Origin of the sequence: Tsuneonella litorea (assembly GCF_025154015.1) — a bacterium.
Taxonomy (GTDB): domain Bacteria; phylum Pseudomonadota; class Alphaproteobacteria; order Sphingomonadales; family Sphingomonadaceae; genus Tsuneonella; species Tsuneonella litorea.
The window spans coordinates 333,228-348,749 of record NZ_JAOAMV010000001.1; the positions used below are offsets into that span (position 1 = coordinate 333,228).

At 66.4% G+C, this 15,522-nt stretch carries 18 protein-coding genes and 1 pseudogene; 12 read left to right on the forward strand and 7 right to left on the reverse strand.

What is annotated here, in order from left to right; genetic code table 11:
• Positions 1-40 precede the first annotated feature (40 nt).
• Positions 41-406, forward strand: coding sequence for a response regulator (locus tag N0B51_RS01470; protein WP_259960413.1), 366 nt, complete (start codon positions 41-43; stop codon positions 404-406).
• 90 nt (positions 407-496) lie between these two features.
• Positions 497-2,017, forward strand: coding sequence for an HWE histidine kinase domain-containing protein (locus N0B51_RS01475; RefSeq protein WP_259960414.1), 1,521 nt, complete (start codon positions 497-499; stop codon positions 2,015-2,017).
• Here N0B51_RS01475 and N0B51_RS01480 read toward each other — a convergent pair.
• Positions 2,014-2,544, reverse strand: coding sequence for a Pycsar system effector family protein (locus N0B51_RS01480; RefSeq protein WP_259960415.1), 531 nt, complete (start codon positions 2,542-2,544; stop codon positions 2,014-2,016). The two genes, N0B51_RS01475 and N0B51_RS01480, sit on opposite strands and share 4 nt — an antisense overlap.
• 150 nt (positions 2,545-2,694) lie before the next feature.
• Between N0B51_RS01480 and N0B51_RS01485 the strand changes: the two genes are divergently transcribed.
• Positions 2,695-2,937: an acyl carrier protein gene (locus N0B51_RS01485; protein ID WP_259960416.1), complete on the forward strand. Its 243-nt coding sequence runs from the start codon at positions 2,695-2,697 to the stop codon at positions 2,935-2,937.
• Between the two features lie 11 nt (positions 2,938-2,948).
• A complete protein-coding gene (spt, locus tag N0B51_RS01490) occupies positions 2,949-4,184 on the forward strand; it encodes a serine palmitoyltransferase (RefSeq protein ID WP_375545922.1) in 1,236 nt (411 codons plus the stop codon).
• Positions 4,185-4,197: 13 nt separating this feature from the next.
• Here the strand turns inward: spt and N0B51_RS01495 are convergent, their stop codons facing one another.
• Positions 4,198-5,508 (reverse strand): S41 family peptidase, encoded by a 1,311-nt coding sequence (locus tag N0B51_RS01495; protein WP_259960418.1) that lies wholly within the window; start codon positions 5,506-5,508, stop codon positions 4,198-4,200.
• A gap of 65 nt (positions 5,509-5,573) precedes the next feature.
• On the opposite strand from N0B51_RS01495, the gene N0B51_RS01500 reads away from it, so the two are divergent.
• The 3 genes from N0B51_RS01500 (at position 5,574) to N0B51_RS01510 (ending at position 7,509) form a co-directional block, all read left to right on the forward strand.
• On the forward strand, positions 5,574-6,122 hold the full coding sequence (locus tag N0B51_RS01500) for an Lrp/AsnC family transcriptional regulator (RefSeq protein ID WP_259960419.1): 549 nt from the start codon (positions 5,574-5,576) through the stop codon (positions 6,120-6,122).
• Between the two features lie 119 nt (positions 6,123-6,241).
• Positions 6,242-7,021, forward strand: coding sequence for a sulfite exporter TauE/SafE family protein (locus N0B51_RS01505; RefSeq protein WP_259960420.1), 780 nt, complete (start codon positions 6,242-6,244; stop codon positions 7,019-7,021).
• Positions 7,022-7,077: 56 nt separating this feature from the next.
• Complete coding sequence (locus tag N0B51_RS01510) at positions 7,078-7,509, forward strand: OsmC family protein (RefSeq protein WP_259960421.1); 432 nt, start codon at positions 7,078-7,080, stop codon at positions 7,507-7,509.
• Here N0B51_RS01510 and N0B51_RS01515 read toward each other — a convergent pair.
• Positions 7,506-8,144: a YqaA family protein gene (locus N0B51_RS01515; protein WP_259960422.1), complete on the reverse strand. Its 639-nt coding sequence runs from the start codon at positions 8,142-8,144 to the stop codon at positions 7,506-7,508. The two genes, N0B51_RS01510 and N0B51_RS01515, sit on opposite strands and share 4 nt — an antisense overlap.
• Positions 8,145-8,374: 230 nt before the next feature.
• Between N0B51_RS01515 and N0B51_RS01520 the strand changes: the two genes are divergently transcribed.
• The 5 genes and pseudogenes from N0B51_RS01520 to N0B51_RS01540 all read left to right on the forward strand — a co-directional run bounded on the left by N0B51_RS01520 (position 8,375) and on the right by N0B51_RS01540 (position 11,725).
• A complete protein-coding gene (locus tag N0B51_RS01520) occupies positions 8,375-8,875 on the forward strand; it encodes a hypothetical protein (protein ID WP_259960423.1) in 501 nt (166 codons plus the stop codon).
• Positions 8,872-9,315 (forward strand): annotated as a pseudogene (locus N0B51_RS01525) (terminase large subunit domain-containing protein); the annotation flags it as partial. The gene N0B51_RS01520 and the pseudogene N0B51_RS01525, both read left to right, overlap by 4 nt.
• A 76-nt stretch (positions 9,316-9,391) precedes the next feature.
• Positions 9,392-9,730, forward strand: a complete 339-nt coding sequence (locus N0B51_RS01530) for a DUF2793 domain-containing protein (RefSeq protein ID WP_259960424.1) — start codon at positions 9,392-9,394, stop codon at positions 9,728-9,730.
• A gap of 214 nt (positions 9,731-9,944) precedes the next feature.
• Positions 9,945-11,102: an OmpA family protein gene (locus tag N0B51_RS01535; RefSeq protein ID WP_259960425.1), complete on the forward strand. Its 1,158-nt coding sequence runs from the start codon at positions 9,945-9,947 to the stop codon at positions 11,100-11,102.
• Positions 11,103-11,230: 128 nt separating this feature from the next.
• On the forward strand, positions 11,231-11,725 hold the full coding sequence (locus N0B51_RS01540) for a superoxide dismutase family protein (RefSeq protein WP_259960426.1): 495 nt from the start codon (positions 11,231-11,233) through the stop codon (positions 11,723-11,725).
• On the opposite strand, the gene N0B51_RS01545 is transcribed toward N0B51_RS01540, so the two are convergent.
• From N0B51_RS01545 to hslO, 4 genes are all read right to left on the reverse strand, one after another.
• Positions 11,712-13,325, reverse strand: a complete 1,614-nt coding sequence (locus N0B51_RS01545) for an MFS transporter (protein WP_259960427.1) — start codon at positions 13,323-13,325, stop codon at positions 11,712-11,714. The genes N0B51_RS01540 and N0B51_RS01545 overlap by 14 nt on opposite strands.
• 24 nt (positions 13,326-13,349) lie before the next feature.
• Entirely contained in the window at positions 13,350-14,036 is a 687-nt protein-coding gene (gene queC, locus N0B51_RS01550) for a 7-cyano-7-deazaguanine synthase QueC (RefSeq protein WP_259960428.1), read from the reverse strand.
• A gap of 41 nt (positions 14,037-14,077) precedes the next feature.
• Entirely contained in the window at positions 14,078-14,461 is a 384-nt protein-coding gene (locus N0B51_RS01555; RefSeq protein ID WP_259960429.1) for a hypothetical protein, read from the reverse strand.
• Between the two features lie 133 nt (positions 14,462-14,594).
• The gene (gene hslO, locus N0B51_RS01560; protein ID WP_259960430.1) at positions 14,595-15,503 is read right to left on the reverse strand and encodes an Hsp33 family molecular chaperone HslO; all 909 of its coding nucleotides are present in this window, start codon (positions 15,501-15,503) and stop codon (positions 14,595-14,597) included.
• Between the last annotated feature and the right edge of the window lie 19 nt (positions 15,504-15,522).

Genomic DNA, 15,522 nt, shown 5'->3' on the forward strand with positions numbered 1-15,522 from the left:
CTAGTCGCGCCTGCAGGACGCAACCGGAGGCTTAAGAGCAGTGGCAAAGAGAATCCTCGTTGTCGAGGACAACGATCTCAACCGCAAACTGTTCTGCGACGTGCTGCGCGCCGGCGGGTTCGAGGTCGAGCCGGTCGCGGACGGGGAGGCAGTGTTGAACGCCGCGCGCGCGTTCACCCCCGATCTCGTCATCATGGACATCCAGCTTCCGGGCGTGTCCGGAGTCGACCTGATCGTCGCGATGCGCCGCGACGCGGGCCTTGCCGATACCCCGGTGCTCGCCGTCACGGCATATGCCGGCAAGGGGGACGAAGAGCGGATCCGCGACGCCGGCGCGAACGGATACCTGTCGAAGCCGGTGAGCATCGGCCCGTTCATGGCCGCGGTGAAGAACCTCGTGGGATAAGTCCGCTGCCAGACAGGATATCGGGGCCTTGGTCCGGGCGGAAAGCCGGCCCGCCTCGACGACCCTCCCCGATTAGGCCATAGCCCTCCCGTGACGGACCCACCTCATCCCTTGCTGGACCCGGCGCTCGAAGGCGTGCTCGCGACGGCGCTCGACGCGGTCGTCGTCATGACGGGAGGCGGCCTCGTTGCCGGCTGGAATGGCGTTGCCGAAGACACGTTCGGCTGGCCCAGCAGCGAGGTGCTGGGGCGCAGCCTGTCCGAGCTCATCATCCCGCTGCGGCACCGCGAAGCCCACCAAATGGGCATGCAGCGGCTGGCCGCCGGCGGGGAACCGCGCGTGCTCGGCCGACGGATCGAGATCACGGCGCTTCATCGCGACGGCCGCGAACTGCCGGTCGAGCTTTCGATCACGACCGCTCCCAGCTCTGCCGGCGAGGTATTCGTCGGTTTCATCAGGGACATATCCGAGCGCCAGGAAGCGGAACGCAAGGTCGAGCGCGAAGCGGTCAAGAACCGGCTGATGTTCGAGGTGGCCAGCATGGCCGCCGATTCGGATTCGTTCGACGATGCCCTCTACCGCGCGCTGGGTGCCATCTGCGAGATTACCGGCTGGCCCGTCGGTCACGCGTTCGTCATCCCGATGGGCAACCAGCAGGTTATCCGATCCTCCGGCGTCTGGTTCGAAGCGCAACCCGGAATCGCTGCCACCATCCGCCAGCGCACCGGGGAGATCGTATTCAGGCCGGGATACGGACTTCCCGGAAAGGTCCTCGAGACGGGCGAGGCCCAGTGGGTGTCTGACACCGCATCGGACACGAATTTTCCCCGGAAGAACACGGGCTTTCGGGGCGCGTTCGCCTTCCCGCTCAAGAGCGAGGGGCGAATCGTCGCCATCCTCGAGTTCTTTTCGCAAAATCCCGCTCCGCCCGACCCGGGGATCCTGTTGACCGTCCAGGCTCTCGGCGAGCAGGCGGGCCGCGTGTTCGAGCGCCTGCGGACCAACGAGCACGAGAAACTGCTGCTCCACGAACTCAACCACCGGGTGAAGAACATCCTGGCCGTGGTTCACGCCGTCGCGCAGCAGACCTTCCGCTCGGCCGGATCGCTCGAGGAAGCCCGGTCCGTGCTCGAGGGGCGGCTCGTCGCGATCGCCAAGGCGCAGGACATGCTCGTTTCGCAGAACATGCGCGGAGCGGTGCTCAAGGAGATAATCGAAAGCGCGCTGGCGGGAACGGGCATCGATGGCGGAAGGGCGATCCTTTCGGGGCCGGAAGTCGCGGTTTCGCCCCGACACGCGATCATGATTTCGCTCGCGATACATGAAATGGCCACGAACGCGATGAAGTACGGAGCCTTCTCGACGGGCAGCGGGCGGGTATCGATCGAGTGGGGTTTCGACGAGGATCGCGAGAACTTCATGTTCGGCTGGCGGGAAAGTGGAGGGCCGACCGTGTCCCCACCCACCCGCAAGGGGTTCGGAACCAGCCTGATCGAAAAGGGCCTGGCCGCGGACCTCGGCGGACAGATCACCCTCGACTATCGACCCGAAGGGCTCGTCTGCAATTTCCTCGGGCCGGTTCCCAAGCCGGCCCCGCTTCGCGGCAGCTAGTACATGGCTGCGATCTCGATCACGAAGGTGATCATCGTGGCGACCAGGCCGACGATGAACAGGCGATAGGCGTATCCGAGGAAGCGGTATTTCTTGCGGTGGAGGACCTGGCCGTTCTGGTAGAGGTCGTGCAGCATCATGCGAAACATCGCCTCCTCGTCTTCGAGATCGCGGATCACCGCGTCGGCCCAGTCCTGCTCGTCGAGCAGCGCGAAGTGGCCGAAGAACAGCTTGTTCGGCTTGAATCCCGGCGGCGGCTTGGCGGTCTTGACCGCGGGTAGCACCGCCGAGACGCCACACAGCGCGGAAAGAAACGCGAAGACCGCCAGCACGGCGAGCGACCACGGCAGCGCCTGGTTGGAGGCGAGCGCGCGCCCGACCGAGAGCGAGAACACGACGAATGTCGCGCCCATCAGGATCGAAGCCTTCTGGTCGGCCATCTGCGACAGCTGAAGCGTGCTCGCCTGGGCTGTGCGGAGCATCTGCACCGCGTTGGGAGCGAAGCGCCCCGGCTCTGCTTGGTCCATCGGCTCGCTCCCCTGCTGCCTCCGAGTCCGAGGTTGCCAAGCGGCCCCGCCCTTGACAAGCGGGCGTGGTAGTCGCTTTTCCCCCCTATTGCAGTGGCAGGCGCCCAACCACCGGAGCCGGTTGCACGAAAACAGGACAAAAAGACCATCATGGACCGCGCACAAGTCGACGCCCGCATCCGCACGCTGGCCGAACCGTTCAACAAGAAGGAGGTCGGAATCGACGAGGACACCTCGTTCGCCGGCGACCTCGAATTCGACAGCCTGACGGTGATGGACTTCGTCGCCGCGATCGAGGACGAGTTCGACATCATCATCAGCATGAACCAGCAGGCCGAGATCGAGACCTGGGGGGACCTGATCGATGCCGTGACCCGGATGGTGACCACGTGAGCGAAGGCATCATGCAGCCCGACCAGCCCCCCGAACTGGCGGGCGAAGGCAAGGACCTGTTTTCCAAGTTCGACGACCTGATCGCGATGCGCGAGGGGCTTCTGGCGAGCGGGCAGGAAGATCCGTTCAGCCTGGTCATGGAGAAGGTCCTCTCCCCCACCCGCGCGATCTGCAACGGGCGCGACACCATCCTGCTCGGCACCTACAACTACATGGGCATGACCTTCGACCCCGACGTCATCGCGGCGGGCAAGCAGGCGCTCGACGAGTACGGCTCGGGCACCACCGGCAGCCGCGTGCTCAACGGCACCTACCAGGGGCACAAGGCGTGCGAGGACGCGCTCAGGGAATTCTACGCCATGGATCATGCCATGGTGTTTTCCACCGGCTACCAGGCGAACCTCGGCATCATTTCGACGATCGCCGGCAAGGGCGACTACGTCGTGCTCGACATCGACAGCCACGCCTCGATCTGGGACGGCTGCGCGCTGGGCAACGCCGAGGTCGTGCCGTTCAAGCACAACGACATCGAGGCGATGGACAAGCGGCTCGGCCGCATTCCCGAGGGCGCAGGCAAGCTGGTCGTGCTGGAGGGCGTCTACTCGATGCTCGGCGACGTCGCGCCGCTCAAGGAAATGGTCGCGGTGGCCAAGAAGCACGGGGCCATGGTTCTCGTCGACGAGGCGCACTCGATGGGTTTCATCGGCGAGCACGGGCGCGGGGTCTGCGAAGCGGCAGGCGTGATGGACGACTGCGACTTCATCATCGGCACCTTCTCCAAGAGCGTCGGCACGGTCGGCGGCTTCTGCGTTTCGAACCACCCGAAATTCGAGATCATGCGCCTCGTCTGCCGCCCTTACGTGTTCACCGCGAGCCTGCCGCCGAGCGTGGTGGCGACCGCCGCCACCAGCATCCGCAAGCTGATGCACGGCTCGAACAAGCGCGCCCACCTGTGGGAGAATTCGAAGCGGCTGCACCAGGGGCTGACCGCGCTCGGCTTCGAACTGGGCACCAAGCAGCCGCAGAGCGCGATCGTCGCGGTGATCATGCCCGACCTTCCGCGCGGCGCGGCGATGTGGGAGGCGCTTCTCAAGGAGGGGCTCTACGTCAACCTCGCCCGCCCGCCGGCGACGCCTGCCAACATGACGCTCCTGCGCTGTTCGCTGTGCGCCGAGCATTCGAGCGAGGAAGTCGAGACGATCCTGGGCATGTTCGGACGCGCGGGCAAGGCGGTGGGGATCATCTGATCCCCGCGCCCGCCTAGCCCGGGTTGCGCGGAGTGCGCTGCGGGCCGGCGGGCGAGGACACCTCCACCGCCGCCGCGCTGCCGTTCTCGACCACGAACGCGATCCGCTGGGCGGGCGCCTGTTCGAACGCGAAGGTATCGCCGCCCAGGGCGATCAGCCTGGTGGCGGGGCCGTTGCCGCGCTGCGAGGTGAGCGTTCCGTCCGCGCCGACCGCGATGGTGCGATCGCCGTACCGGCCGAGATAGGTGGACGGAGGGTTCGCCGGCGCGGTCCCGTCCGCCATCGCGCGGTAGACCGGCAGGATCGCCTCGAGCGCTTGTCGCTCGCCGTCGCGCGCGCCGGGAATCATCGCCGCTACCGCCTCGGCCTGCGCGCGTTCCAGCGCGCGGTCCTGCGGCACCGCCACGGCGGGCGCGATGCCCGTGCGTTCCCAGCCCTTGCCGGTCCTCGCGTGAAGCGCCTGGCTGGTCGAAACCGAGATCAGGTGGCCGCCGGGCAGCGCGAAGAACATGTTGTTGAACCCGCCGCCGCCCGTGGTCTCCCCGACCAGCTTGGCGAAGCCGAAGGCATCCACATGAGCGGCGAACTCCTCGCCCGCGGAAAAGGTGCGCGACGAGGTGAGCACGAAGACCGGCTTGCCGGCGAGGCTGAACGGCGCGGCGCCGCTGACCGATACCTCGGGCTCCTCGCCGCGGGTCTGGAAGCGCATGAGCGGGGTGCCTTCCGGGACGAAATAGCTCGCCATCGCGGCGACCGCTTCGGCCGCACCGCCGCCCATCCGTCTGTGATCGATGATGATCGCCGATCCGCCGCGCAGGAATTCCATCGCATTGGCCAGTGCGCTCTCCGATTCCGGCGTGCCCCAGGCGAACACCGTATGGTCGACGTAACGGATGTTGCCGGGCAGCACCTCCATCCGCCGGAAGCCGGCGTTGTTGAGCGCGATCATCCGGATCATCGCCGGGGTGAGCTCGTCCTCGCCGGCGAAAGCCCCGCCATGGGCGGCGAGGTCGGCCGAGCGGACTGGATCGTACGATGCGCCAAGGTGCCCGTCTGGCGTCACCGACCGCATCACCCCGTTGATCGCCTCGGCGAGCGCTCGTCCCGAAAGGCCGGCGAAATCACCGTTCGCCTGCGCCTTCGCGAGTGCCGCGTCGAGCGCCGCGCCGGTCTCGGCAATGACATAGCGATCGCGAACGAGTTGACGCACGGCGTCGACGACGGTGCGCGCGTCGACCGCGTTCGGGGCAGTCGCGGCCGGCGGCGCGGGCTCGGCCGCGGAGGCCGCCCCGATCGTGCTTCCGGCAAGGGCCATCGCTGCCATCAGTCGTACACAAGTGACCATCTACTTCCCTTTCCAGGCTCAACTTTCTCCAAAATCCTTTTAGCTTGGCCCGCGCGCGTGGTCCGGGCAAAGATTTGTCGCTATTTGCCCGTTTCGGGCACCGCGAAGGGGTAGGTTGCAAGAAAATGCGCGAATGGGACGGCTATGATCGCAGGCTCCTGGCGCTACTGCAGGAGAATGCCCTGGCGACCGCCGAAGATCTTGCCCGCGACGTCGCCCTGTCTCCGTCGGCGATCGCCCGGCGTGTGCGCCGAATGCGCGAGGACGGCACGATCCTGGCCGACCGAGCAGTGGTCAGCGGGGAGGTCGGTCCGTTCCTTTCGGCAATGGTCGATGTCCAGCTCGATCGCCACGCGTTGCAGCCGGTCGAGGAGTTTCTCAGGCGCCTGGAACGACGACCCGAGGTGCAGGTGATCTTTGAACTGGCGGGGCCGCTCGACCTGATGGTCCTGGTGGTGGTCGACGACATGGATGCGTTCAATGCGTTCGCCGATGCAGCACTCGGCGACGACCCGGCAGTCCGCCGCTACGAGACCCGCTTCGTCAAGCGCCGGCGCAAGTTCACGACGGCTTGGCCGATTCCGTTGGATTGAAGTCGCCCGTTGGAATGCAGCGCCCATGGGGAAGGCGGACGTCGGGCTTGACTAGCAGCGGCCGGTCATACATTAGACATGTCTAATGTGTTCCTCCACCAACATCGCCCGCTGACGCCATGGAGGCCGGCACCATCGCCGCAGTAATCGCCTCGGGCGCGCTGATCGGGTTCGTGCTGGGCTTGGTGGGCGGAGGCGGCTCGATCCTGGCCGTGCCGCTGCTGGTCTATATCGTCGGGCTCGACAGCCCGCACGCGGCGATCGGTACCGCCGCCGTCGCGGTTGCCCTCAACGCAGCCGCGGGCCTCGCGGGCCATGCCCGGGCGGGGAACGTGAAGTGGAATTGCGCGCTCGTGTTTGCGGGTGCCGGGATGCTCGGCGCGGCGATCGGGGCCGAGGCGGGCAAGGCGATGAACGGGCAGCACCTGCTTGCGGCGTTCGGCGGACTGATGATCGTCGTCGGCGGGCTGATGCTGCGCGGGCGCAAGGGCGGCTCGGATCCGGACGTGCACCTCGACAGGACCAGCGCGCGCCACCTGTTGCCGCGCCTCGTCGGATACGGTCTCGGCGTGGGGCTGCTCGCCGGGTTCTTCGGAATCGGCGGGGGCTTCCTGATCGTACCCGGCCTCATCGCGGCGACCGCGATGCCCATCGGGGTGGCGGTCGGCACCTCGCTGGTGGTGGTGACCGCGCTGGGCGCGACGACCGCCGGCTCCTACGCCCTGTCAGGCTATGTCGACTGGGGCCTGGTCGCATGGCTGGTGGCGGGCGGGATCGCGGGGTCGGTCCTTGGCCGGATGGCCGGGGTTCGCCTCGCCGCGCGCAAGAACCTTCTCGAACGGGGATTTGCCGCGGTGGTAATCGCGGTCGGCGCATTCGTCGCGGCGACCAGCCTCTGACCCTGCGCGGAACCCAGGCCCCGCCCGTCCGTCTCTGGTGCGAAGGAGACGAACGGATGACCATCGTGAAATCGGGCAGCGCAAGGTACGAAGGCCTCGGCAAGGAAGGCAAGGGACACGTCAGCACCCAGTCGGGCGCTCTCGACGACCAGCCCTACGGCTTCCAGACCCGCTTCGAGGACAGGCCCGGCACCAACCCCGAGGAACTGGTCGCCGCCGCGCACGCGGCGTGCTTCACGATGGCGCTCAGCTTTGCGCTGGCCCGGGCCGGGCACGGTGACGGCACGCTCGAAACGACGGCGAAGGTCAGCCTCGACAAGGAGGGCGACGCGTTCACCATCACACGCTCGGACCTGGTCCTCACGGGCACTGTATTGGGCATCGACGAAGCGGAGTTCATGCGGCTGGCCAACGAGGCCAAGGCGAACTGCCCGGTGTCGAAACTGCTGAACGCCGAGATCACCCTCGAGGCCACCTTCGGCGGCTAGGCCGGCTGCACCGCCTCGACCGAGGAGCACGCGTCGGTCTTCGCCGGATCGCCGCCGGAAAGCAGGGTGATCGCGAGGAAGCCGCCGACGACCAGCACCACGAAGCCAATTGTCACGAGGCCGAGGTACTTGTCGATGAAGCGCTTGATCGGCGCGCCGAACAGGCGGAACAGCACGCCCACGATCATGAAGCTGATCGACCGGCTGACCACGCTTGCCAGGATAAAGGGGATCAGCGGCATCGCGATGAAGCCGGCGGTGATCGTCAGCAGCTTGAACGGGATCGGTGTGGCGCCCTTGATCATGATGATCTCGGCGCCGTACTCGCGCAGGTAGCAGGCCGCCTTGGGAAAGCTATCGGTCAGGCCCAGCGCGCCCAGCAACTGCTGGCCCACAGTGTCGTAAAGCGCATAGCCGATCGCATAGCCGAGCAATCCGCCGGCGACCGATGCGATCGTGGCGACGACTGCAAAGCGAATCGCCTTCTTCGGTTCGGCGAGGCACATCAGGCCGAGCAGGGGATGCGGCGGGATCGGGAAGAAGCTGGCCTCCACGAAGGAAAACAGCGCGAGCCATCCGACGGCATGGCGATGCGCCGCCTTTTCCATCGTCCAATCGTAAAGCTTGCGAAGCATGCGCGTCCCTACCCGTCTGGTCGCGGGCCTCTACGCGAAGCGGCAACACGGCACAATCGGCAACGTTGATTAACCTTTTTGGCACTTTCAGCTTGACATCGTAACGATCATTGGTTAGTCAACAGGAACATCGCGATGGTGTGATTCGCCGCTGAGGCGATCTTGACGGGCGGGAGCTGCGCTTCCCGCCCGTCTTCGCGTCCGCCGTCGCCAATTCGGGATCGCACGACATGGCAGCTCGCGGGAAGCAGGCGGCGGGGGCGAAGAAGAAGGCGCCGCCCAGGGCTCGGTGGCAGGCCGATTTCCTCGCCGCGCTCGCTCACAGTTCGAACGTCACCCTCGCCGCGCAGAAGGCCGGGGTCGACGTCAGCACCGTCTACCGCTCGCGGCGCGCGGAACCCGACTTCTACCGCCGCTGGCAGGAGGCGCTGGCGGAAGGATACGACAACCTCGAGATGGACCTGCTCCACCGCCTGCGGATCGGCCAGCTCGAAGGCGGCAAGGCCCAGGCCCGGCGCAAGTTCGACAATGCGATCGCATTTCGCCTGCTGACCGCCCACCGCGAGGCGGTCGGCCGGCAAAAGGCGCTGCGCGCGAGCGAGGACGAGGACGCGATCATCGCCTCGATCACCGAAAAGCTCGAGAAGATGAAGGAGCGCCAGGAGGCCGCACGGGCGATGGCCGAGGAAGACAGCGCGTACCAGGCTGGCGCCCCGGCGGACGACGAATGACGGCGCGCACCGACCTTCTGCGCGCACTGCTCGACTGTCCGCAGGAGGACCGGCCCGCGGAACTCCGCAAACTGAGCGAGATCGAGCAGCGCGAACTGCGCTATTTCTGGAAGCTGTGGGCGCGGCCCGACCAGCTGCCCCCGCCGGGCGACTGGCAGACCTGGCTGATCAGCGCGGGTCGCGGCTTCGGCAAGACGCGCGCGGGCGCCGAATGGGTCCGCGAATACGCCCGCCGCCACCCGGATTGCCGGATCGCGCTCGTCGGCGCCTCGCTCGGCGAAGCGCGCAGCGTGATGGTCGAGGGCGAGAGCGGGCTGCTCGCGGTCTGCCCGCCGGAAAACCTGCCGGTGTTCGAACCGTCGCTGAAACGGCTCAGTTGGGGCAACGGGGCGCAGGCCTTTCTCTACTCGGCCGCCGAACCGGAGTCGCTGCGCGGACCCCAGCATCACATCGCTCGCAGGCCAGGCCCAGAAGGAATTTTTCGTCAACGCCGCCCTGTCGCGCTGCGACGCCCTGGTGCACCCGGCTGTCGAAGGCGAAGCGGGCGCGCCGCCCATCGATCCCCCGGAGGGCGAATGCTGGCTTGTCGCGGCGGGCGCCACCGGCGCGTTCGCCGGCCAGGAAGGCAACCTTGCGATCAGGCAGTCCGGCGAATGGGTCTTCGTGGCAGCGCGAGACGGCACGCGGATCTATGACAGGGCGACGGGACAATTTCTGCTATTCAATGGAGCCTGGCAGCGCGAGAGCGCCATCGCCGCGCCCGCCGGCGGACAGACGATCGATACGGAGGCGAGAGCGGCGATCGGCGAATTGATAGGGGCCCTCACCCGCTGCGGAATTCTTCCCCGGAATTGACGGGAACCCGCTGCGAACAAGGGCGTTAAGCGGGCACAAGGAGGGCAGGATCGCCACACTTAATTCCGTTCGCGCATCAAAAGCGATGCCGATCTGCAACAGTCTGGTGTGAAAGCCCGCTTGCCACCCAAGTGGGGAAAAGATAGAAATTGAACCGCTCGATGGCTCAAATTCGCTAAAATGGCTCAAATTCGCTAAAAAGGGGAATTACATAATGCGGAAACTCGTCATTGGCATGGCGCTGGCATCGACTGCCATCGCTTCGCCTGCACTCGCGCGGGACGGCGCTTGGTACGTCGAACTCGATGGCGGACCGATGATCGTCCAGGACATCGACTTCGATGTCGCGGGCGCCTCCAACGTTGTCACGGTGGACAGCCACACTGGCTACGACTTCGGCGGCATCGTCGGATACGACTTCGGCCCCTTCCGCCTCGAAGCGGAAGCCGGTTACCGCGGTGCTGACCTCAACTCGATTGGCAGTTCCACGCGTGTGCTGCCGACCGTTGGCGGGGCCCCAGCTCCTGTCGGCACCTATGCGGCCGACGGTGACGCGAGCGTCCTGAGCTTCATGCTCAACGGCCTCGTCGATTTCGGCCCGGACGACGGGATGCAGGGCTTCGTCGGCGGCGGCGCGGGTGTCGCCCGCACCAAGTTCGATGGCGCGACCATCGACACCACCGGCCCGGGCTTCCTCGACGATTCGGACAGCGGCTTCGCCTGGCAGGTTCTCGCCGGTGTGCGTGCTCCGCTGACCGACACGATCGACGTCGGCCTGAAGTATCGCTTCTTCAACACCTCGGGCCTCGATCTCGTGGACAGCCGCGGCCGCTCGGTCGAAGGCAAGTGGCAGTCGCACTCGCTGCTCGGCACCATCGGGTTCAACTTCGGCGGCGCACCCGCCCCGATGCAGACCTGCTGGGACGGCACCCAGCTGCCCATGGACGCGACCTGCCCGGCTCGCCCGGCTCCGCCGCCGCCGCCGCCGCCGCCGCCGCCCCCGCCGGTTGCTGCACCGGTGTGCAACAAGGGCCCGTACATCGTGTTCTTCGAATGGGACAAGTCGGACATCACTCCGGAAGCTGCGACCATTCTCAACAACGCGGTTTCGGCCTACTCGAACTGCGGAAGCGCTGCGGTCATGCTGGCCGGCCACGCGGACCGTTCGGGTTCGGCATCGTACAATGTCGGCCTTTCGCAGCGCCGCGCGGATGCGGTGAAGGCCTACATGACGGCTCGTGGCGTTCCGGACACCCGGATCTCGACCGAAGCATTCGGCGAATCGCAGCCGCGCGTCCCGACCGCGGACGGTGTTCGCGAACTCCAGAACCGCCGGGTGGAAATCACCTACGGTCCGGGCTCGGGCATGTAATCTTCGGCGAAAGTCGAGAAAATGGATCAGGGGCCGGAGAAATCCGGCCCCTTTTTCGTTGAGGTCTGGACGACAATGGCAGGAAGAAGACGATGTCGATAACCGCGAAACTTGCAGTCCCCTTAGGATTGGCTGCCCTGACGGCCTGCAGCACGGTGGCCGACCTACCGTCCGAACGGCTGGCAAGCGCAACCCTTTCGCTGTCGAATGGCGTGCCCGCCGGGACAGTGCAGGTCGTGACCAACGGCGATACCGTCACCCTCGTCGCGGCGGTTTCGGGGATCGCTCCCGGACCTCATGGCTTTCACCTGCACACGACCGGGAACTGCGCGCGCCCCGATTTCACCTCCGCCGGGGGCCACCTCAATCCCCTCGGCAAGCATCACGGCTCGCTAAGCGAAGGCGGCCGCCACGTCGGGGATCTGCCCAACATCGAAATCAATTCCGGAGGCACCGGCTCGCTGACCGCTGACCTCCCGGGTACGCGCGCAGACATATCCCGCTGGCTGTTCGACGCCGATGGAACGGCGGTCGTGGTGCACGCAGACGCGGATGACTATCGAACCGATCCGAGTGGCAACGCAGGCAGCAGGATCGCCTGCGGCGTGCTCAAGCCCGCGTAGCTATCGGTTTCTCAATGTCGCCGGCACGGGCAAGCATCGTCGCGGCGGCCACCGGCACCAACCGGATCGCCGCGATCAGGCACAAGAAGCCGATCGGCACCGCCCACATCGTCGAGCGTACGCCCAGCGAGATGTCGCCCCCGTTCGTCGCCGAAACCCAGCCCGCGAGGAAGGGGCCGAGGGCAAGGCCGATCAGCGTCGTCGCGAGGAAAAACGTGGCCGTCGCCACCCCGCGCATCCGCGGGAGCACGAGCGATTGGCTCGTCGCCGCTGCCGCGCCCAGCGCGCTCGCCGCCAGGAATTGGCCCAGCGCTGCAAAGATGTAGAAGATCGTGATGTCGCTGGTGGTAAAGGTTATCCAGATGACCGGAACCGGCGCCAGCAGGCCGAACAGCACGACATAGAGCCGCCCCGAAGGAGTGCGCACGAACAGCCAGTCGGCGGCCCGGCCACCAAGGATGACGCCCAGAAAGCCCGCGACCGCGGCGGGCGCGCCAAGAAGGAAACCGATCTCGGCCGCCGCGATTCCAAACCGTACTTCACCGTAAGGCGCAGCGAAGAACGAGGCCGAATAGGAAACGAAGGAGACGACTCCGTAACCGATGATCGTCGTCAGGAATGCGGCCGAACCCCAGGTCAGGCGAAAGGTCGGATTATCACGCGAGCGGAGCGCGCTGGCCCAACTGAACACTGCGTAATAGCCGATGCCAAGGAACAGCCACTGGTCCGATACCGATGGCACGAACGTGCCCACGCCGGCGTAGACGAACCGTGTCATGACGACCGCCAGGCCGGCAAAGAACGCGGCACCCACGAGGTTGATCGCCAGTGCCTTTGGGCCACGCCGCCAGGCACCGATCAGCGTGAACGGCGGGATGATCTGGACCAGTTCGTCGAAAAAGCCGCTGAACGGCGCGGGATCCTCGGGAGTCGGGATGCCGTCGATCGCGCCGCGCACGGGTTCGCGCAAGGTCAGCACCCAGGCGGCCAGCAAGAGCCCGGGAATGCCGACGCTGACGAACGCCGCCTGCCAACCGACCAGGCCCAGCGGCCCCCCGCCCGGAAAGGCCTCGTTCCAGTTGTCCTTGATCAGCCCGCCCAGCAGCAGCGAGATCCCTCCACCGAAATAGAGCCCGGACGAATAGATGGCGAGCGCGGTCGCGCGCAGCCGCGCCGGGAACCAGTCCGAAATCAGGGAATAGGCGGACGGGCTGGCGCTCGCCTCGCCCACCCCGACACCGATCCGTGCAGCGGTCAACGTAGTCCCGTTGCGCGCGAAGCCGGACAGCGCCGTCATCAGTGACCACAACGCAAGGCCGAAGCTCATCAGCCGAATGCGTTTCCAGCTGTCGGCGAGCTTGCCGAGCGGAATGCCGAACAGGGCGTAGAAGATCGCGAACGCGGTGCCGTAGAGGAACCCGAGGTAGGCGTCGTCGACGCCGAGGTCGGCCTTTATGTCGTTGGCAAGGATCGAGAGAATCTGGCGATCGATGAAATTGAGCACATACACCAGAACCAGAACGCTCAGGGCGTACCAGCTGTACGCGGGCACGGGCGCATTGTCCGGTGCACCGGCGGCGACCCTGTCATTTTCGCTCAACAAGCCTCTCCCTGAATCGCCCGGTCAACCGCCGGCGTAAGATACCGTATCTTCCAATCCCGCTTCCGCGAAGCCCTTTTGGCGCAAGCGGCAGCTGTCGCACGATCCGCAGGCTGCGCCTTCGGGCGTGGGGTCATAACAGGACCAGCTCCAACCCGGATCAAGGGAAAGCCGATCCGCCTCGCGGGCGATGTCGGCCTTGGTCATGTGTTGAAGCGGGGCGTGAATGGTGAATGGCCTACCATCGGCGCCGGCCTTGGTCCCGAGGCGAGCCGTTTCGGCGAAGCTGGCGATGAATTCCGGTCGGCAGTCCGGGTAGCCCGAATAGTCGAGCGCATTCACACCGATGAAGATGTCCCGCGCGCCCGCGCTCTCGGCGAATGCAGCGGTCAGGGCCAGAAAGACCAGGTTGCGGGCCGGGACGTACGTGACCGGGATATCGTCGCCCACCCCGTCCTTGGGCACGGCTATGTCGTCGGTCAGCGCCGATCCTCCGAAGCGCCGCAGATCGAGCGGAAGCACGACGTGCCGTGCGACGCCGAGCCGCTCGGCTATTTCGCGCGCGCGGTCGAGTTCGATCGCGTGCCGCTGTCCATAGTCGATCGACAGGGCGTGGAGCACGAACCCGCGTTCGCGTGCGATCCCTGCCGTCACCATGGAATCCAGCCCGCCCGACAGCAGGACCACGGCAATGTTGCGCTCGGCAGACATTCCGCCGCGCTAGGCGCTCGCAGCGGCGCGGGCAATCCCGTCTATTCGCAGGTCCCGACCCGCCGGGCCTCCGCCGAAAACTCGAACGGCAGGCCGGCCGCTATTCCCCGGCTGTCGATCTGTACCAGCCCCGCGCCTTCCCGGCGCACGGTCGTGCGGCCATAGCCGTTCCCTCGACAGGTGTACTGGACCGTCACCACGGTCGCATCGTCTTCGACCACGAAACGGCTGCAGGCAGCTTGGCCGTGCTGGACCTGGATCAACTCGAAGCCCGAGCGCACGCAAATGCGCTTGCTGTCGCTGCCATCGCGAAAGCGGACTTCCCACTGCCCCTCATCAAGCGCGCTGAGCATCGCCAGCGAGGGCGCCTGGGCGCTGGCAGGACTGAGCAGGCCGGTCGCATAGAAACCCGCCGCGATCACCATGGATCGTGCTCCGACTGCAGTCGGCAATCGCATCGAAATCAAGCTCCGCCATGCGCCCGCGCGTTGGTATCCATCGGTGGATGTAGCACATGCGGGCGCGGCCGATAAAGTGTTCTCCGGCGACTACGAGCCGTCAACTCCTGATCGGAAACGCGCGCGAGCAGAACGCGCAATCGACCACGATGACGCCTTCCTCGTTGCGCATTTCCGCACGCTCCTCTTCGGGGAAGCGCTCCAGCACTTTCGCGTAATGCTCCGCCGAGCACCGACACCCTCGCGAAACGAACGAACCGGGCTGGACCCGGATTTCGTCCTCCTCGTGAAACAGCCGCCAGACGATCGCCTCGAGCGAAAGACCCGGATCGAGCAGCTCGTCGTGGCGAATGCTCTCTGCTAGGATCGCCACGTGCTCCCATTCGGGGTGATCCATCCGCACGTGGAGCCGCTCGCGCCCTTCCTCGCCATCGGCCAGATGCTGGACGAGCATTCCGGCTGCAACCGCGCCGTCACCGGCAGAGCGCACCGCGACACGGATCAGCGTCGGGACCTGCTCCGACTGGTTGAAATATGTCTCGCACGCCTGAGCCAGCGATTCCCCTTCGAGCGGGACAATCCCCTGATATCGCCCGCCGCCCGCCGGCAGGTCGAAGGTCATCGCCAGATAGCCCTTGCCGAACAGCGCGTAGAGTGAAGGATTGGCGCCGAGCGCCGCAAGCCGCTCGCGGTCGAAATCGACGTAGCCGCGCAGTTCGCCGCCCCGCCAGTCGCACACCAGTAGCCGCACGACGCCGCCTTCGGTCTGGGCCTGCATCGTCAACTGGCCGCCGCCTGTTTCGGCGTCTCCGTCCTTGATCAGCCCCCCCATCAAAGCGGTGAGCACGAGCGCCTCTGCCAGCAGGTGCGTGATCGCCGCCGGATAGGCGTGGGCCGAGAGAATCTCGTCAAGGACGTCATCGATGCGCACGGCGCGGCCGCGCGCGTGGCGTCCCGGAATGGAAAAGCCGAGCACGCGGCCGGCGTACGTTTCTGCGGTATCGGTCATCGCGGCCGATATGGGGTCG